17 protein-coding genes are annotated in these 17391 nt (G+C 55.4%); 9 read left to right on the top strand and 8 right to left on the bottom strand.

Going from position 1 to position 17391, the window contains the following annotated elements; translation table 11 throughout:
- Positions 1–26 precede the first annotated feature (26 nt).
- From dnaE to tilS, 5 genes are all read left to right on the top strand, one after another.
- Positions 27–3509 (top strand): DNA polymerase III subunit alpha, encoded by a 3483-nt coding sequence (dnaE, locus tag ACVCAM_RS14685; protein ID WP_023326729.1) that lies wholly within the window; start codon positions 27–29, stop codon positions 3507–3509.
- A 12-nt stretch (positions 3510–3521) separates the two neighbouring features.
- Entirely contained in the window at positions 3522–4481 is a 960-nt protein-coding gene (gene accA / locus ACVCAM_RS14680) for an acetyl-CoA carboxylase carboxyl transferase subunit alpha (RefSeq protein WP_407223073.1), read from the top strand.
- A 100-nt stretch (positions 4482–4581) separates the two neighbouring features.
- Complete coding sequence (locus ACVCAM_RS14675; RefSeq protein WP_447093618.1) at positions 4582–6714, top strand: lysine decarboxylase LdcC; 2133 nt, start codon at positions 4582–4584, stop codon at positions 6712–6714.
- 65 nt (positions 6715–6779) lie between these two features.
- Entirely contained in the window at positions 6780–7169 is a 390-nt protein-coding gene (locus tag ACVCAM_RS14670) for a VOC family protein (protein ID WP_008501893.1), read from the top strand.
- Positions 7170–7227: 58 nt separating this feature from the next.
- Entirely contained in the window at positions 7228–8517 is a 1290-nt protein-coding gene (gene tilS / locus ACVCAM_RS14665) for a tRNA lysidine(34) synthetase TilS (RefSeq protein ID WP_407223074.1), read from the top strand.
- 28 nt (positions 8518–8545) lie between these two features.
- Here tilS and rof read toward each other — a convergent pair whose 3' ends face one another.
- Positions 8546–8806 (bottom strand): Rho-binding antiterminator, encoded by a 261-nt coding sequence (rof, locus tag ACVCAM_RS14660; RefSeq protein WP_008501890.1) that lies wholly within the window; start codon positions 8804–8806, stop codon positions 8546–8548.
- Positions 8793–8993, bottom strand: a complete 201-nt coding sequence (locus tag ACVCAM_RS14655) for a YaeP family protein (protein ID WP_032667327.1) — start codon at positions 8991–8993, stop codon at positions 8793–8795. The genes rof and ACVCAM_RS14655 overlap by 14 nt, the downstream gene beginning before the upstream one ends.
- 196 nt (positions 8994–9189) lie before the next feature.
- Here ACVCAM_RS14655 and ACVCAM_RS14650 point away from each other — a divergent pair, with 196 nt between their 5' ends.
- Genes ACVCAM_RS14650 through nlpE form a run of 3 tightly spaced genes read left to right on the top strand, consistent with a single transcriptional unit; the run spans position 9190 to position 10887 of the window.
- A complete protein-coding gene (locus tag ACVCAM_RS14650) occupies positions 9190–9735 on the top strand; it encodes a YaeQ family protein (RefSeq protein ID WP_025912201.1) in 546 nt (181 codons plus the stop codon).
- The gene (gene arfB, locus ACVCAM_RS14645) at positions 9732–10154 is read left to right on the top strand and encodes an alternative ribosome rescue aminoacyl-tRNA hydrolase ArfB (protein WP_008501887.1); all 423 of its coding nucleotides are present in this window, start codon (positions 9732–9734) and stop codon (positions 10152–10154) included. Before ACVCAM_RS14650 ends, arfB begins: the two co-directional genes overlap by 4 nt.
- Positions 10155–10188: 34 nt before the next feature.
- Positions 10189–10887, top strand: coding sequence for an envelope stress response activation lipoprotein NlpE (gene nlpE / locus ACVCAM_RS14640; RefSeq protein WP_407223075.1), 699 nt, complete (start codon positions 10189–10191; stop codon positions 10885–10887).
- Positions 10888–10934: 47 nt separating this feature from the next.
- Here the strand turns inward: nlpE and proS are convergent, their stop codons facing one another.
- The 6 genes from proS to metN form a co-directional block, all read right to left on the bottom strand.
- Entirely contained in the window at positions 10935–12653 is a 1719-nt protein-coding gene (gene proS / locus ACVCAM_RS14635; protein ID WP_025912202.1) for a proline--tRNA ligase, read from the bottom strand.
- A 112-nt stretch (positions 12654–12765) separates the two neighbouring features.
- A complete protein-coding gene (gene tsaA, locus ACVCAM_RS14630) occupies positions 12766–13473 on the bottom strand; it encodes a tRNA (N6-threonylcarbamoyladenosine(37)-N6)-methyltransferase TrmO (protein ID WP_025912203.1) in 708 nt (235 codons plus the stop codon).
- The gene (rcsF, locus tag ACVCAM_RS14625) at positions 13470–13874 is read right to left on the bottom strand and encodes an Rcs stress response system protein RcsF (RefSeq protein WP_008501883.1); all 405 of its coding nucleotides are present in this window, start codon (positions 13872–13874) and stop codon (positions 13470–13472) included. The genes tsaA and rcsF overlap by 4 nt, the downstream gene beginning before the upstream one ends.
- A 106-nt stretch (positions 13875–13980) precedes the next feature.
- A complete protein-coding gene (gene metQ, locus ACVCAM_RS14620; protein ID WP_014168729.1) occupies positions 13981–14796 on the bottom strand; it encodes a methionine ABC transporter substrate-binding lipoprotein MetQ in 816 nt (271 codons plus the stop codon).
- A gap of 40 nt (positions 14797–14836) precedes the next feature.
- Positions 14837–15490 (bottom strand): methionine ABC transporter permease MetI, encoded by a 654-nt coding sequence (locus tag ACVCAM_RS14615; protein ID WP_003856130.1) that lies wholly within the window; start codon positions 15488–15490, stop codon positions 14837–14839.
- Positions 15483–16514 carry a methionine ABC transporter ATP-binding protein MetN gene (metN, locus tag ACVCAM_RS14610; RefSeq protein WP_407223076.1) on the bottom strand — a complete coding sequence of 344 codons (1032 nt, stop codon included), beginning with the start codon at positions 16512–16514 and terminating at the stop codon, positions 15483–15485. The genes ACVCAM_RS14615 and metN overlap by 8 nt, the downstream gene beginning before the upstream one ends.
- 188 nt (positions 16515–16702) lie before the next feature.
- Here metN and gmhB point away from each other — a divergent pair, with 188 nt between their 5' ends.
- Positions 16703–17269, top strand: a complete 567-nt coding sequence (gmhB, locus tag ACVCAM_RS14605; protein ID WP_025912204.1) for a D-glycero-beta-D-manno-heptose 1,7-bisphosphate 7-phosphatase — start codon at positions 16703–16705, stop codon at positions 17267–17269.
- Positions 17270–17391 lie beyond the last annotated feature (122 nt).

Below are 17391 nucleotides of genomic sequence, written 5' to 3'. Positions count from 1 at the left end.
GCAATTAAGTAACGCGGAATCTGAAGATGGCTGAACCACGTTTCGTACACCTGCGGGTGCATAGCGACTACTCCATGATCGATGGGCTGGCGAAGACCGGGCCGCTGGTAAAAAAGGCGGCCTCGCTTGGCATGCCTGCGCTGGCGATCACCGATTTTACCAACCTGTGTGGCCTGGTGAAGTTCTACGGAACGGCGCACGGCGCGGGGATGAAGCCTATTGTCGGGGCAGATTTTCATGTGCAGAGCGATCTCATCGGCGATGAACTGACGCAAATCTCCGTGCTGGCGATGAACAACGCGGGCTATCAAAACCTTACCCTGCTGATCTCAAAAGCCTATCAGCGCGGCTATGGCGCGCTGGGGCCGTGGATCGACCGTGACTGGCTGGCCGAGCTCAACGAAGGGCTGCTGCTGATCTCCGGCGGCCGCATGGGTGACGTCGGAAAATCACTGCTGCGCGGTAACAGCGCGCTGGTGGATCAATGCGTCTCGTTCTATGAAGAATATTTCCCGAATCGTTATTATCTGGAGTTGATCCGTACCGGTCGTCAGGATGAAGAGAGCTATCTTCATGCCGCCGTGGCGCTCGCAGAGGAGCGCGGGTTGCCCGTAGTGGCCACCAACGACGTGCGGTTCCTTGAGGCGGGCGATTTTGACGCTCACGAAATTCGCGTGGCGATCCACGATGGCTTTACCCTCGACGATCCGAAGCGGCCGCGTAATTACTCCGCACAACAGTACATGCGCAGCGAGGAGGAGATGTGTGAGCTCTTCTCCGATATCCCCGAAGCGCTGGAAAACAGCGTAGAGATTGCCAAGCGCTGCAACGTCACCGTCCGCCTTGGCGAATACTTCCTGCCGCAGTTCCCGACGGGTGACATGACCACGGAAGATTTCCTGGTCATGAAATCGAAAGAAGGTCTGGAAGAGCGTCTGGAATTCCTGTTCCCGGATGAAGAAGAGCGTAAAAAGCGTCGCCCGGAGTATGACGAACGCCTGGACATTGAACTCCAGGTGATCAACCAGATGGGCTTCCCGGGCTACTTCCTGATCGTTATGGAGTTCATCCAGTGGTCGAAGGATAACGGCGTGCCGGTTGGACCGGGGCGTGGCTCCGGCGCAGGTTCGCTGGTGGCGTATGCGCTGAAAATTACCGACCTCGATCCGCTGGAATTCGACCTGCTATTCGAACGTTTCCTCAACCCGGAACGTGTCTCGATGCCCGACTTCGACGTTGACTTCTGCATGGAGAAACGTGACCAGGTGATCGAGCATGTGGCCGATATGTACGGCCGTGATGCGGTATCGCAGATCATTACCTTCGGTACGATGGCGGCGAAAGCGGTTATCCGCGACGTGGGCCGCGTGCTGGGCCACCCGTACGGGTTTGTCGATCGCATCTCTAAACTGGTGCCACCCGATCCGGGCATGACGCTGGCAAAAGCCTTTGAGGCTGAACCGCAGCTGCCGGAAATCTATGAAGCGGACGAAGAGGTCAAAGCGCTGATCGACATGGCGCGCAAGCTGGAAGGCGTCACGCGTAACGCCGGTAAGCATGCGGGGGGCGTGGTTATCGCCCCGACCAAAATCACCGACTTCGCGCCGCTGTATTGCGATGAAGCGGGCCAGCATCCGGTCACCCAGTTCGACAAGAACGACGTAGAATACGCTGGGCTGGTGAAGTTCGACTTCCTTGGCCTGCGTACGCTGACCATCATCAACTGGGCGCTGGAGATGATCAACGCCCGCCGCGAGAAGAACGGCGAGCCGCCGCTGGATATCGCGGCCATCCCGCTGGACGACAAGAAAAGTTTCGACATGCTGCAGCGCTCGGAGACCACCGCCGTCTTCCAGCTTGAATCCCGCGGCATGAAAGATCTGATTAAGCGCCTGCAGCCCGACTGCTTCGAAGATATGATCGCACTGGTGGCTCTGTTCCGTCCGGGCCCTTTGCAGTCAGGGATGGTAGATAACTTTATCGACCGTAAGCACGGGCGCGAAGAGATTTCCTACCCGGACGTTCAGTGGCAGCACGAAAGCCTGAAGCCGGTACTGGAGCCAACCTATGGCATCATCCTGTATCAGGAACAGGTGATGCAGATCGCCCAGGTGCTTTCCGGCTATACGCTCGGCGGCGCGGACATGCTGCGTCGTGCGATGGGTAAGAAAAAGCCGGAAGAGATGGCCAAGCAGCGTTCCATCTTTGAAGACGGGGCGAAGAAAAACGGCGTCGACGGCGAGCTGGCGATGAAAATCTTCGACCTGGTGGAGAAATTCGCCGGGTACGGATTTAACAAATCTCACTCAGCCGCCTATGCTTTGGTGTCGTATCAAACGCTGTGGCTGAAGGCACACTATCCTGCGGAGTTTATGGCTGCGGTAATGACCGCCGATATGGACAACACCGAGAAGGTGGTGGGCCTGGTGGATGAGTGCTGGCGCATGGGGCTGAAGATCCTGCCGCCGGATATTAACTCAGGTCTCTACCATTTCCACGTCAATGACGACGGGGAGATCGTTTACGGGATCGGCGCGATCAAGGGCGTGGGCGAGGGGCCGATCGAGGCGATCATCGAAGCGCGCAACAACGGCGGGTATTTCCGCGAGCTGTTCGATCTTTGCGCCCGTACCGATACCAAAAAGCTGAACCGCCGCGTGCTGGAAAAACTGATCATGTCCGGCGCGTTCGACAGGCTGGGGCCGCACCGCGCCGCGCTGATGAACTCGCTGGGCGACGCCCTGAAAGCGGCGGATCAGCACGCGAAAGCGGAAGCCATTGGTCAGGCGGATATGTTCGGCGTGCTGGCGGAAGAGCCAGAGCAGATCGAGCAATCTTATTCCAACTGCCAGCCGTGGCCAGAACAGGTGGTGCTGGACGGCGAGCGTGAGACGTTAGGCCTGTACCTGACGGGGCACCCGATCAACCAGTACATTAAAGAAATTGAGCGCTATGTCGGCGGCCACAGGCTGAAAGACATGCATCCGACAGAACGTGGTAAAATCACCACGGCTGCGGGGCTCGTGATTGCTGCAAGGGTTATGGTCACCAAGCGCGGCAATCGTATCGGCATCTGTACGTTGGATGACCGTTCCGGGCGTCTGGAGGTGATGTTGTTCACCGACGCGCTGGATAAATACCAGCAATTGCTGGAAAAAGACCGCATACTTATCGTCAGCGGACAGGTCAGCTTTGATGACTTCAGTGGGGGGCTTAAAATGACCGCCCGCGAAGTGATGGACATTGACGAAGCCCGGGAAAAATATGCTCGCGGGCTTGCTATCTCGCTGACGGACAGGCAAATTGATGACCAGCTTTTAAACCGACTCCGTCAGTCTCTGGAACCCCACCGCTCGGGGACAATTCCAGTACATCTCTACTATCAGAGGGCGGATGCACGTGCGCGGTTGCGCTTTGGTGCAACGTGGCGTGTCTCTCCGAGCGATCGTTTACTGAACGATCTCCGTGGCCTCATTGGTTCGGAGCAGGTGGAACTGGAGTTTGACTAATACAGGAATACTATGAGTCTGAATTTCCTTGATTTCGAACAGCCGATTGCTGAGCTGGAAGCGAAAATCGATTCTCTGACAGCGGTAAGCCGTCAGGATGAAAAACTGGATATTAACATCGACGAAGAAGTGCATCGTCTGCGTGAGAAAAGCGTAGAACTGACGCGCAAAATCTTTGCCGATCTCGGCGCATGGCAGGTAGCCCAGCTGGCACGCCATCCACAGCGTCCGTACACCCTGGATTATGTCCGCCTGGCGTTTGACGAATTTGACGAACTGGCAGGCGATCGCGCATACGCTGACGACAAAGCTATCGTAGGCGGTATCGCGCGTCTGGACGGACGCCCGGTGATGATCATTGGTCATCAGAAAGGTCGTGAAACCAAAGAGAAAATCCGTCGTAACTTCGGTATGCCAGCCCCAGAAGGCTACCGCAAAGCCCTGCGTCTGATGGAGATGGCTGAGCGTTTCAACATGCCAATCATCACCTTCATCGACACCCCGGGTGCCTACCCTGGCGTGGGTGCGGAAGAGCGCGGTCAGTCTGAAGCTATCGCGCGCAACCTGCGCGAGATGTCTCGTCTGAAGGTGCCGGTCATCTGTACCGTTATCGGTGAGGGTGGTTCCGGTGGCGCGCTGGCAATTGGCGTGGGCGATAAAGTGAATATGCTGCAGTACAGCACCTATTCCGTAATCTCCCCGGAAGGCTGCGCGTCCATTCTGTGGAAGAGTGCCGACAAAGCGCCTCTGGCTGCCGAAGCGATGGGCATCATTGCGCCGCGTCTGAAAGAGCTTAAGCTGATCGATTCCATCATCCCGGAACCGCTGGGTGGGGCTCATCGTAAGCCGGAAGTGATGGCGGCGTCCCTGAAAGCGCAGCTGCTGGCCGATCTGGCAGACCTGGACGCGCTGAGCAAAGAAGATCTGCTCAACCGCCGTTACCAGCGTCTGATGACCTACGGCTACGCGTAAGCCTCACAATTATCTGAAAAGCCGCACAATGTTGCGGCTTTTTTTATACCTGCGGTTTAGCCGGACTATGCTTAGCTAATGTTTTTTAAGGAGGAAGCCCATGAATATCATTGCCGTTATGGGGCCACACGGCGTCTTTTATAAAGATGAGCCGATTAAGGAGCTGGAGCAAGCCCTGCAGTCGCGCGGGTATCAGCTAATTTGGCCGCACAACAGCGCCGATCTGCTGAAGTTCATCGAGCATAACCCGCGTATCTGCGGCGTGATCTTCGACTGGGATGAATATGACCTCGAACTGTGCAGCGACATCAACAAGCTGAACGAATATCTCCCGCTGTACGCGTTTATTAATACCCACTCAACCATGGACGTCAGCGCCAATGATATGCGTATGGCGCTGTGGTTCTTTGAATATTCCCTCGGCGTGGCGGAAGACATTGCAACCCGAATTCAGCAATACACGAATGAATATCTCGATAACATTACGCCGCCCTTTACCCGGGCGCTCTTCACCTACGTGAAAGAGGGGAAATATACCTTCTGTACGCCTGGGCATATGGCGGGAACGGCCTACCAAAAAAGCCCGGTGGGCTGCCTGTTCTATGATTTCTTTGGTGGCAACACGCTGAAAGCGGACGTGTCCATTTCAGTCACCGAACTAGGCTCGCTGCTGGATCATACCGGACCGCATCTGGAAGCCGAAGAGTATATCGCCCGCACCTTTGGGGCCGAGCAGAGCTATATGGTGACCAACGGCACCTCGACCTCGAACAAAATCGTCGGGATGTACGCCGCGCCTGCGGGCAGCACCCTGCTGATTGACCGTAACTGCCACAAGTCGCTGGCGCACTTGCTGATGATGAGCGACGTCGTACCGCTCTGGCTGTCGCCCACGCGCAACGCGCTCGGTATTCTGGGCGGTATTCCGCGGCGGGAGTTCACGCATGAAGCCATTGAACGCAAGGTCGCGGCAGTGCCCGGTGCAGGCTGGCCTGTCCATGCGGTGATCACCAACTCGACCTATGACGGTCTGCTGTACAACACGGACTGGATCAAAAAGACTTTGGACGTGCCGTCGATCCACTTCGATTCCGCGTGGGTACCGTACACCAATTTCCACCCGATTTACGCGGGTAAAAGCGGCATGAGCGGTGAACGCGTGCCGGGTAAAGTGTTCTTCGAAACGCAGTCGACGCACAAAATGCTGGCCGCGTTTTCCCAGGCTTCGCTGATTCACATCAAAGGCGAATACGACGAAGAGACCTTTAACGAAGCCTTTATGATGCATACCACCACCTCACCAAGCTATCCGCTGGTGGCGTCTATCGAAACGGCTGCGGCGATGCTGCGCGGCAATCCCGGTAAACGTCTTATCAATCGCTCTGTGGAGCGCGCACTGCATTTCAGTAAAGAGGTTCAGCGGCTGAAAGAGGAAGCCGACGGCTGGTTCTTTGATATCTGGCAGCCGGAAGAGATTGATGAAGCAGAATGCTGGCCGGTTTCGCCCGCCGAAGACTGGCATGGCTTCCGGGATGCCGATAGTGACCATATGTTCCTCGACCCGGTTAAGGTGACGATCCTGACGCCGGGTATGGATGAGCAGGGCAAGATGAGCGAGGAAGGGATCCCGGCTGCGCTGGTGGCGAAATTCCTTGATGAACGCGGCGTGGTGGTGGAGAAAACAGGCCCCTATAATTTGCTGTTCCTGTTCAGTATCGGGATCGATAAAACCCGGGCGATGGGGCTGCTGCGCGGTCTGATGGAATTTAAGCGCGCCTACGATCTCAACCTGCGGGTGAAGAACATGCTGCCGGATCTCTACGCGGAGGATCCTGACTTCTACCGTAACATGCGTATTCAGGATCTGGCCCAGGGGATCCACAGGCTGATCCGTCAGCACGATCTGCCGCGTCTGATGCTACAGGCGTTCGATGTGTTGCCGGAGATGAAGTTTACCCCGCACAAGGCGTGGCAGCGCCAGGTGAGGGGGGAGGTCGAAACCGTCGAGCTGGAAAATCTGGTTGGGCGCGTATCGGCAAACATGATCCTGCCGTATCCGCCGGGCGTACCGCTCCTCATGCCGGGAGAGATGATTACCGAAGAGAGTCGGGCCGTGCTCGATTTCCTGCTGATGCTCTGTTCGGTAGGGCGTCACTATCCCGGTTTTGAGACGGATATCCACGGTGCGAAGCGCGACGAAAACGGCGTGTACTGGGTGCGAGTCCTAAAATAAGAGTGACCGCTTGCCAGGTGCGGGTTTTCGGTTGTAACGTTCAGGCATCATAAAAAGGAGAAGCTATGCTGGGTTTAAAAGCTGTTCATCATATTGCGATCATTGCGACCGATTACGCGAAGAGTAAGGCCTTCTACTGCGACATTCTCGGCTTTACGCTGTTGAGCGAGGCCTACCGTGAGGAGCGCGACTCCTGGAAGGGCGACCTGGCGTTAAACGGGCAGTATGTGATTGAACTGTTCTCTTTTCCTTTTCCGCCTGCGCGTCCGTCCCGCCCGGAAGCCTGTGGCCTGCGCCATCTTGCCTTCAGCGTCGATGACCTGGATAGCGCAGTAAAACATCTGGAAGCGCACGGCGTGACGTGTGAAGCGATCCGCGTCGATCCGTTCACCGACAAGCGTTTTACCTTTTTCAACGACCCGGACGGCCTGCCGCTGGAGCTTTATCAGCAGTAATCTTCGTCCTGTGTGATAATGCCCGTTCAGTTCGGGCATTTTTTATGTGTAATTCCCTATGACCTTACCCGCTATCGCACACGCCGTTTCACCGTACCGCCAGCTGCTGGTGGGGTTTAGCGGTGGCCTGGATTCCACCGTTCTGCTTCATCGCCTTAAGTGCTGGCGCGATCGGGAGCCTGACGTCCAGCTGCGCGCGATACATATTCATCACGGATTAAGTCCTCGCGCAGAGATGTGGGTGGCGCACTGCGAAGCTATGTGTGCGGCGTGGGCGATCCCGCTTCTCGTCGAGCGCGTCACGCTTGCAGAGGAAGGGCTGGGCATTGAGGCGCAGGCGCGTAAAGCTCGCTATGCCGCCTTTGCCGGGGCATTGCGTACAGGAGAAGCGCTTGTCACGGCCCAGCACCTGGACGATCAGTGTGAAACCTTTCTGCTGGCGCTTAAGCGGGGCAGCGGACCGGCAGGGCTTTCAGCAATGCCTGAGCGTTCTGAGTTTGCCGGTACAACGTTACTGCGTCCGCTGCTTGGCGAGACGCGCGCCTCGCTTGAGGCCTGGGCGCGAGAACATCAGCTCAGCTGGATTGAAGATGAGAGCAACCAGGATGACGGCTATGACCGTAACTTTCTGCGTCTGCGCGTCCTCCCGCTATTGAGCGAGCGCTGGCCGCATTTCGCCGACGCGACGGCAAGAAGCGCTATGCTGTGCGCCGAACAGGAATCGCTGCTGGACGAGCTGTTGAGTGACGAGCTGGCTGAACTGATTTCTGAAGACGGAGCGCTGGCGATTGCACCGCTGAAAGCGATGAGCCCGGTGCGCCGCGCTGCGCTGCTACGGCGCTGGCTGGCCTCTCATCACGCCGCGATGCCGTCGCGGGCGATGCTAAACCGTATCTGGGACGAAGTTGCCCTGGCGCGGGAGGATGCTTCCCCGTGCGTCCATCTGAACGGTTTTGACGTAAGGCGCTACAAAGGGGAACTCTGGTGGGTAAAATCAACGCCCTCACTGACCAGTGTGGTGCTCGACTGGCTTTCTCCTGCGCTTCCGCTGATATTGCCCAGTGAGGCAGGACGTGTCTCTCTTATACCGTCTGGTCATGTGAGGCTGCCAGAGGCAGGAGAACCGGTAACGGTACGCTTTAAGGCTGGCGGCATGCTGCATATTGTCGGGCGCAACGGGGGACGCAAGCTGAAGAAAATCTGGCAGGAGTGCAACGTGCCGCCGTGGCTGCGCGACACCACGCCGCTGCTGTTCTATGGTGAAACATTGATTGCTGCTGCGGGCATTTTCATCACGGAAGCGGGATGGGCGGAAGAGGGGGTCAGGTTTGAGTGGCAGAAAGCGTAACGGGCAGCCAGGCTGCCCGTTAATGTCATCAGGATTCGCTCACCACGACGGTGCCGATTTGCGGGTGGCTGAAGCTGGCTATTTTATCCAGGCGCAGCTCACGCGTCGCACCGGCATCTTCCACTATCAGGTATTCCACATTCTTACGTGAAACCAGATCGCTGGCCTTCGCCTTCAACACTTCGCCATCTTTTAGCTCCAGCGTCAGTAATAAATGATGCTGGCAGGCGAGTTCGAGGTTGTCATAGTCATCACAATTGATGGGTTGATAAGTATCATTCATCGACATAATCGCTCACCAGTAAATTCGCCGCAGCATACGCTGCTTTTTCCCTGACCGACTCTGAAAGGCCCTCATCAGAGGCCACTTCATTAAGCACTTTCAATACACAGCCCAACGCGTCCGGGACATACCCCAGATCTCCGCTGGCGATTTCCGCATACCGTTTGCGAATTAACTCACAATAATTATTCACATCCCCTCCCGCCAGCGCACTGACTTACTGTGAGATATCATTAAGCCTACGAAGATAAACTCGGTTTAGCAAGGTGACTATACCATACTCATTTAAGCAATATCAGCGCCTTGATAGCGGTGTATTTATCACCCTACAACAGCCTTTTGCCGCGGTTTTCGCTACAATGAGCGCCTGATTCGAATGGAGTTCTCTCATGGCGCTGAAAGCGACAATTTATAAAGCAGTGGTCAATGTGGCCGATCTTGATCGCAACCAGTTCCTGGACGCCTCGCTGACGCTGGCTCGCCACCCCTCCGAAACCCAGGAGCGCATGATGCTGCGCCTGCTGGCGTGGATTAAGTACGCTGACGAGCGTCTGCAGTTTACCCGTGGGTTAAGCGCAGAAGACGAGCCAGAAGCCTGGCTGCGCAACGATCATCTGGGTATCGATTTGTGGATCGAACTTGGACTGCCGGACGAGCGCAGAATTAAGAAGGCCTGCACTCAGTCCGCTGAAGTGGCCTTATTCGCGTATAATCAGCGCGCTGCGGAGATTTGGTGGCAGCAAAACAAGAGCAAGTGCGGACAGTTTAAAAATCTCACGGTCTGGTATCTGGATGATGAGCAACTGGCGCAGCTGAGCGACTTTGCCAGCCGGACCATGGTGTTGCAGGCGACGATTCAGGACGGTGCCATCTGGCTCTCTGATTCTCAGAATAATCTGGAAATTCATTTTACGGCGTGGCAACCGGCCTCATGATCGTCCTGTCCCGAAACGTCAGCATTCCGGACAACGAGCTGGAGATCACCGCCATCCGTGCTCAGGGGGCAGGTGGGCAGCACGTCAACAAGGCCTCAACGGCAATCCATTTGCGTTTTGACATTCGGGCCTCAAGCCTGCCAGAGTATTATAAAGAAAGTCTGCTTGCTGCCAGCCATCACCTGATCACCAGCGATGGCGTGATGGTGATCAAAGCCCAGGAATACCGCAGCCAGGAGCTCAACCGGGAAGCGGCGATAGCCAGGCTGGTGGCGGTCATCAAAGAATTAACGGCAGTACAAAAAAGCCGCCGGGCAACGCGGCCAACCCGCGCATCGAAAGAGCGTCGGCTGGCCTCGAAGGCCCAAAAATCCACAGTGAAAGCACTACGCGGTAAAGTTCGTCGCCCCACAGAGTGACGAAAGGGAACACACTTTTCATAAGGAATTCATTGTGAAAAAAGCATTATGGTCAGCGCTGGCAGTGAGTACGCTGTTTGCGCTTTTCGGGTGTAACAACCGCTCCGAAACGCAGGTTTTACAACCCACGCAGACGGAAGAATTAAAACCGATGCAGCAGAGCTGGCGCGGCGTATTGCCTTGCGCGGACTGTGAAGGCATTGAAACGTCCCTGTTCCTGCAAAAAGACGGCACCTGGGTGATGAACCAGCGCTATCAGGGCGCAAAAGAGCCTTCTTCTTTTGCAACTTATGGAACATGGGCGCGAACGGCGGAGAAGCTGGTTCTGACGGATACCGCTGGCGAGAAAACTTATTTCCGCGCCAAAGGCGAGGGGATAGAGATGCTGGATCGTGAAGGCAATCCAATTGAATCCCAGTTTAACTACACGCTGGCGCCGGTAAAAGCGGCTCTGCCCGCGACGCCGATGGCGATGCGGGGGATGTACTTCTATATGGCGGATGCGGCGATCTTTACCGACTGCGCAACCGGTAAGAAGGTCAGCGTGGCAAACAATGCGCAGCTTGAACGTGATTACGCGGTGGCGCGCGGCAATGACAGCAAACCGGTATTGCTGACGGTGGACGGTCACTTTACGCTGGAGCCAAACCCGGATAGTGGAGAGATGGTGAAAACGCTGGTGGCAGATAAAGACGCGAAGTTTGTTGCGGGTAAAGACTGTAACAGTAAATAAGCTGACGCTGAGCCATTAAAAAACCCCGCCTGAGCGGGGTTTTTTGTTTAGCCTTTGATGGCTTTCACCAGGTAATCAAGAATGTCGCCGGTCTTGATCATCTGTTTTTCGCCGCTGCGACGGTATTTGTATTCAATCTCGTCGCTGTCGAGGTTACGGTCGCCGATCACGACGGTGTGTGGGATACCGATCAGTTCCATATCGGCAAACATCACGCCCGGACGCTCTTTACGGTCATCCATCAGCACTTCGATACCCTGTGCACGCAGCTCGGCATACAGCTTCTCGGCCAGCTCCTGCACGCGGTAAGACTTGTGCATGTTCATTGGCAGAATCGCAACCTGGAACGGCGCGATGTTGTCTGGCCAGACGATGCCGCGCTCGTCATAGTTCTGCTCAATGGCGGCAGCTACCACGCGCGTCACCCCGATACCGTAGCAACCCATGGTCAGGATCTGGTTACGGCCATCTTCACCCTGAACAGCGGCGTTCAGCGCGCGCGAGTATTTATCACCCAGCTGGAAGATGTGACCGACTTCAATGCCGCGCTTGATCATCAGGGTACCCTGACCGTCCGGGCTTGGATCGCCTGCGACCACGTTACGGATGTCTGCTACTTCCGGCGTCGCCACGTCGCGATCCCAGTTGATGCCGAAGTAGTGTTTACCGTCGATGTTCGCACCGGCGGAGAAGTCGCTCATCGCGGCTACCGTGCGGTCAATAACAACAGGAACCGGCATATTCACCGGACCAAGAGAACCTGGGCCAGCATTGACCACGGCGCGGATTTCCGCTTCCGTGGCGAACGTCAGCGGGCTGGCGACCTGCGGCAGCTTCTCAGCTTTCACTTCGTTCAGCTCGTGATCGCCACGCACCAGCAGGGCAACCAGCGGGTAAGCGCTCCCTTCGGTGGCTTTCACCAGCAGCGTCTTCACGGTTTTTTCGATCGGCAGGTTGAACTGCTCAACCAGCTCGGCAATGGTTTTCGCGTTTGGCGTATCAACCAGCGTCATCTCTTGCGTTGCCGCAGCACGCGGTTCTTTTGGTGCAAGCGCTTCTGCGAATTCGATGTTCGCCGCGTAATCGGAAGAGTCAGAGAAGATCACATCGTCTTCACCGCTCTGCGCCAGTACCTGGAATTCATGAGATGCGCTACCGCCGATGGAGCCGGTATCAGCCTGCACAGCACGGAAATCCAGACCCATGCGGGAGAAGATTTTGCTGTACGCCGCGTACATTGCGTCGTAGGTCTCTTGCAGGGATTCCTGAGAGGTATGGAAAGAGTAGGCGTCTTTCATCAGGAATTCGCGAGAGCGCATGACGCCGAAACGCGGGCGAACTTCGTCACGGAACTTGGTCTGGATCTGGAAGAAGTTCAGCGGCAGCTGTTTGTAAGAGCTCAGCTCATTACGAATCAGGTCGGTGATGACTTCTTCATGCGTTGGGCCGAGAACGAACGGACGCTCGCCACGATCGACGAAGCGCAGCAGTTCAGGACCATACTGTTCCCAACGACCGCTCTCCTGCCACAGGTCAGCGGGCTGAACCACGGGCATGGACACCTCGATAGCACCGGCGTTGTTCATCTCTTCACGCACGATGTTTTCGACTTTTTTCAGGACGCGCACGCCGGTCGGCAGCCAGGTGTATAACCCGGAGGCCAGCTTGCGGATCATCCCGGCGCGCAGCATCAGCTGATGGCTGATCACTTCGGCGTCGGCAGGCGTCTCCTTCAGAGTGGAGAGCAGATATTGGCTAGTACGCATGTTGTTACGGTTCCATTTCGACGATTGGAACAGGCTGAAACACCAGCCTGACACAAAAAAAGTGGTTTAGTTTACCAGTGTGGCAAAGATGCCAAAAGAGAGGAGAACAAAATTACCTGGGTTCAAGGGCAAACACTTCAAAACCTGCCTCGGTGACGCGCCAGCGAACGTTAAAATCGAGCAGCCAGACGGCGTACGTTTTGCCTGCTTCCTCTTCTTTACGGTAGGCCGGACGCGGGTCCTGTGCCAGAACTTCGGTGATGAAATCCCGTAAGCGAGGATAGCGTTTCTCCAGTTGGCCGAACTGAGCGGTTATCTCAGGCGTAAAATATACAGGCATGTCCGCCTGTGGGGCGTCCTGAGCATAGCTTGCACGCGCGTCCGGAAGGGCTTCGGCGAAGGGCAAATAGGGTTTGATGTCGATCACCGGCGTGCCGTCGACAAGGTCCAGGCTACCTAACTCCAGTATCACCCGATCTTTCTGGCAGCGTATGCCTTTCAGTTCAACCAGCGACATGCCAACCGGGTTTGGACGGAAGGTCGAGCGCGTCGCAAACACCCCTATTCTCGCATTGCCGCCAAGACGAGGAGGACGCACGGTAGGACGCCAGCCGCCTTCCATCGTCTGGTGAAACACGAACACCACCCACAGGTGGCTGAACGCCTCAAGCCCGCGTACCGCATCGGCCTGATTGTAAGGCGCAATCAGGTGAAGCTCACCGCGTCCGCTGGTGACAAGACCGGGCTGGCGGGGGACGGCGAACTTCTCTTTGTAAGGAGAGTGGATAACGCCTATCTGCTCGAACTGAAATGCACTCATTTCGCCGTGATGTTCAGCGCAGAACCGATGCACACCGCCTGACGGTAGCAGCCCGGCGTGCCGCTGGTGACTTCACAGCTGTGCAGCAGGACCGCGTTGGCTTTCATTTTTGCGGCATTAATCTGCATGCGTTTACGCGCTGTCGGGATATTCGGTGGTGAGTCCTGATTGGTCGCCTGACAGGATTCGCCGCTCACTTCGCCCAGTTCACGGAACGGTTTACCGACGAGTTCATCCGCTTTCGTGATAATGCGAACCGGCGCAGGGCGAACCACTTTCGGTTTCGCAGGCTCGGTCTTTGGCGGGGTTGCCGTGCTTTGAACAGGTTCAACGGGAGATCTGCTTAGCATAGAACAGCCGCTCAGCATGAGTGCTAAAAGACAGATCGGTAAAGCACGCATAATATTTCCTCAATGGATAATCAAAACGTCAGATATTGAATCAGTTGACTGCACAAATGACAAGACGGGCATAAGCCCGTCCTGATGATATTACACTGAGGTGAGATTACCAGCCCTTAACAGCGCCGCCGTTAAACACTTTGTTGGCTTCCTGGTAAACTTCGTCAGACTGATAGGCCTGTACGAATTTCTTCACGTTTTCCGCGTCTTTGTTGTCTTCGCGAGTCACGATCAGGTTTACGTATGGAGAGTCTTTATCTTCAACGAAGATACCGTCTTTAGCTGGGGTCAGGCCAATCTGGCTGGCGTACGTGGTGTTGATAACGGCCAGGGCAATCTGCGCATCGTCCAGAGAACGTGGCAGCTGCGGTGCTTCCAGCTCAACAATTTTCAGATTTTTCGGGTTCTCGGTGACATCCAGAACGGTTGGCAGCAGGCCAACACCGTCTTTCAGTTTGATCAGGCCCACTTTCTGCAGCAGCAGCAGAGAACGACCAAGGTTAGTTGGGTCGTTAGGGACGGCAACCTGAGAGCCCGGCTGCAGCTCGTCCAGGGATTTAATTTTCTTAGAGTAACCGGCAATTGGATAAACGAAGGTGTTACCCACGCCCACCAGTTTATAGCCGCGATCTTTGATCTGCTGGTCCAGGTATGGTTTATGCTGGAAGGCGTTCGCGTCGATATCACCTTTGCTCAGCGCTTCGTTCGGCAGAACGTAATCGTTGAAGGTCACCAGCTCCACGTCCAGGCCATATTTCTCTTTCGCTACTTTCTGAGCAACTTCTGCAACCTGCTGTTCTGCACCTACGATAACGCCCACTTTAATGTGGTTCGGATCTTTTTCATCCTGACCGCAACCCACCAGTGCCAGAGAGCCGATCAGCGCGCCTACTGCTGCGAAGGTCTTTAATTTAAACGCCATGTTTTATCCTTAACTCGTAGAGTTTATGTTGTGTGTAACGTTATTTGTGCGTAACAGCCCGGACGATGCGATCGCCAGAGAACTGGATTAAGTAAACCAGAACAACCAGCAATACCAGAACGGTATTCATCACGGTCGCGTTATATCCAATATAGCCGTACTGGTAACCAATCTGACCTAAACCGCCCGCGCCTACGGCACCGCCCATCGCGGAATAACCGACCAGGGTGATAAGCGTAATGGTTGCCGCATTCACCAGCCCTGGCAGTGCCTCAGGCAGCAGAACCTTGCGGACGATCTGCATCGGCGTGGCGCCCATCGCGCGGGACGCTTCGATCAAACCGGTAGGGATCTCCAGCAGGGCGTTTTCCACCATACGGGCGATAAACGGCGCAGCGCCAACGGTCAGCGGAACGATCGCCGCCTGCAGACCGATAGACGTTCCGACGATCACGCGGGTAAATGGAATCATCCACACCAGCAGAATAATGAACGGGATAGAACGGAAGATGTTCACCAGCGCAGAGAGCGTACGGTACAGCTTCGCGTTCTCAATGATTTGACCCGGACGCGTCACGTACAGCAACACGCCGACCGGCAGGCCAATCACAAAACCAAAGAAGCCAGAGACAAAGGTCATTGCCAGCGTTTCCCAAACGCCGCGAACCAGCAGCCACATCATCGGCTCAGACATAACCCAGTACCTCTACTTTTACGTGATGTTCTTGCAGCCAGGCAATGGCTGCCTGGGTTTCTTCTTGTGTGCCGTGCATTTCTGTCAGCATGATGCCGAACTTCACGCCACCGGCGTAATCCATCTGCGCGCTGATGATGTTGTTATTCACGTTAAAGCGACGTGCGGTTTCGGAAAGCAGGGGAGCATCAACGGACTGGCCGGTGAACTCCATGCGCAGAATCGGGACGCTGTCTGCTGTTGCTTCTGTTTTCAGACGTTCCAGATAGTCTTCCGGAATATCCAGATGCAGCGTGGACTGGATGAACTGCTGCGCCAGCGGGGTTTTCGGATGCGAGAACACTTCGCTTACCGTGTCCTGCTCGATCAGTTCACCGTTACTGATGACCGCCACGCAGTCGCAGATGCGTTTCACCACATCCATCTCGTGCGTAATAAGGAGGATCGTCAGGCCCAGACGACGGTTAATGTCTTTCAGCAGTTCCAGAATAGAACGCGTGGTTGCCGGATCCAGTGCGCTGGTGGCTTCATCACACAGCAGCACCTTAGGATTGCTTGCCAGCGCGCGGGCAATGGCCACACGCTGTTTTTGCCCACCGGACAGATTTGCCGGGTAGCTATCCTGTTTGTCGCCCAGACCTACGAGGTCGAGCAGCTCGGTGACGCGACGCTTCACTTCTTCTTTCGGCGTGTTATCCAGCTCCAGCGGTAAGGCAACGTTACCGAACACGGTGCGGGAAGCCAGAAGGTTAAAGTGCTGGAAGATCATGCCAATCTGACGACGCGCTTTGGTGAGTTCTTTCTCTGAAAGGGCGGTAAGTTCCTGGCCGCCAACTTCTACGCTGCCCTGGGTTGGGCGCTCAAGCAGGTTAACACAACGGATCAGCGTACTTTTACCTGCACCCGATGCGCCAATGACGCCATAAATTTGACCAGCAGGAACATGCAGGCTGACGTTGTTCAGCGCCTGAATGGTTCGGTTCCCCTGCTGGAACACTTTGGTGATATTGGAAAGTTTAATCATTAGATTATTTTTATCGTATGTAAGTTAGCCGTGGCATTTTCTTCTGCCAGATACGGGTGATGACCGTAAACAAAACGGATGTTAAGGCATCCAGACGTCTAAATCAATCCAACTCTGTACGATGAGCACTTTATTGCGCTGCGATTCATGAGATACTAGCTGAACATGCCTTTTTCAGGAGCAAACCGGTGGCAAAATCAGTACCCGCAATTTTTCTCGATCGTGACGGCACTATTAATGTGGATCACGGTTATGTCCATGAGATTGATGAGTTCGAGTTTATCGAGGGCGTAATAGATGCCATGCGCCAGTTGAAAGAGATGGGCTATGCGCTGGTGGTGGTGACGAACCAGTCTGGTATTGCACGCGGTAAATTCACCGAAGCGCAGTTCGAGACGCTGACGGAATGGATGGACTGGTCACTTGCCGACCGCGGTGTGGATCTGGATGGTATCTACTATTGTCCGCATCATCCGCAGGGAACCGTAGAAGCGTATCGTCAGACCTGTGATTGCCGTAAGCCGCATCCGGGGATGTTTATCTCTGCGCAGGAGTTCCTGCACATTGATATGGCGGCTTCTTATATGGTGGGCGATAAACTGGAAGATATGCAGGCAGCCGCAGCCGCGAGTGTAGGGACTAAAATATTAGTGCGTACCGGCAAGCCAGTGACGCCAGAAGCTGAGAATGCGGCGGATTGGGTGATTAATAGTCTGGCCGATCTGCCAAAAGAGATTAAAAAGCACCAAAAATAGCCTTTTTGGTGAAAAGGTGAGCGGTTGAAATAAAAATGCATTTTTCCGCTTGTCATTCCTCGGCGGCTCCCTATAATGCGCCTCCATCGACACGGCGGATGTGAATCACTTCACAGACAATG

The sequence above is a fragment of the Enterobacter sp. CFEC122 genome (genome assembly GCF_052983755.1).
This window is presented reverse-complemented; position numbering and strand designations above follow the sequence as displayed.

What these genes read in the sequence shown, in the direction of transcription:
- accA (WP_407223073.1), top strand. Translation starts at nt 3,522, where the DNA reads ATGAGTCTGAATTTCCTTGATTTCGAACAGCCGATTGCTGAGCTGGAA.
- rcsF (WP_008501883.1), bottom strand. Translation starts at nt 13,874, where the DNA reads ATGCGTGCTTTACCGATCTGTCTTTTAGCACTCATGCTGAGCGGCTGT.
- metQ (WP_014168729.1), bottom strand. Translation starts at nt 14,796, where the DNA reads ATGGCGTTTAAATTAAAGACCTTCGCAGCAGTAGGCGCGCTGATCGGC.
- rof (WP_008501890.1), bottom strand. Translation starts at nt 8,806, where the DNA reads ATGTCGATGAATGATACTTATCAACCCATCAATTGTGATGACTATGAC.
- tilS (WP_407223074.1), top strand. Translation starts at nt 7,228, where the DNA reads ATGACCTTACCCGCTATCGCACACGCCGTTTCACCGTACCGCCAGCTG.
- arfB (WP_008501887.1), top strand. Translation starts at nt 9,732, where the DNA reads ATGATCGTCCTGTCCCGAAACGTCAGCATTCCGGACAACGAGCTGGAG.
- ACVCAM_RS14615 (WP_003856130.1), bottom strand. Translation starts at nt 15,490, where the DNA reads ATGTCTGAGCCGATGATGTGGCTGCTGGTTCGCGGCGTTTGGGAAACG.
- tsaA (WP_025912203.1), bottom strand. Translation starts at nt 13,473, where the DNA reads ATGAGTGCATTTCAGTTCGAGCAGATAGGCGTTATCCACTCTCCTTAC.
- ACVCAM_RS14670 (WP_008501893.1), top strand. Translation starts at nt 6,780, where the DNA reads ATGCTGGGTTTAAAAGCTGTTCATCATATTGCGATCATTGCGACCGAT.
- proS (WP_025912202.1), bottom strand. Translation starts at nt 12,653, where the DNA reads ATGCGTACTAGCCAATATCTGCTCTCCACTCTGAAGGAGACGCCTGCC.
- ACVCAM_RS14675 (WP_447093618.1), top strand. Translation starts at nt 4,582, where the DNA reads ATGAATATCATTGCCGTTATGGGGCCACACGGCGTCTTTTATAAAGAT.
- metN (WP_407223076.1), bottom strand. Translation starts at nt 16,514, where the DNA reads ATGATTAAACTTTCCAATATCACCAAAGTGTTCCAGCAGGGGAACCGA.
- dnaE (WP_023326729.1), top strand. Translation starts at nt 27, where the DNA reads ATGGCTGAACCACGTTTCGTACACCTGCGGGTGCATAGCGACTACTCC.
- ACVCAM_RS14650 (WP_025912201.1), top strand. Translation starts at nt 9,190, where the DNA reads ATGGCGCTGAAAGCGACAATTTATAAAGCAGTGGTCAATGTGGCCGAT.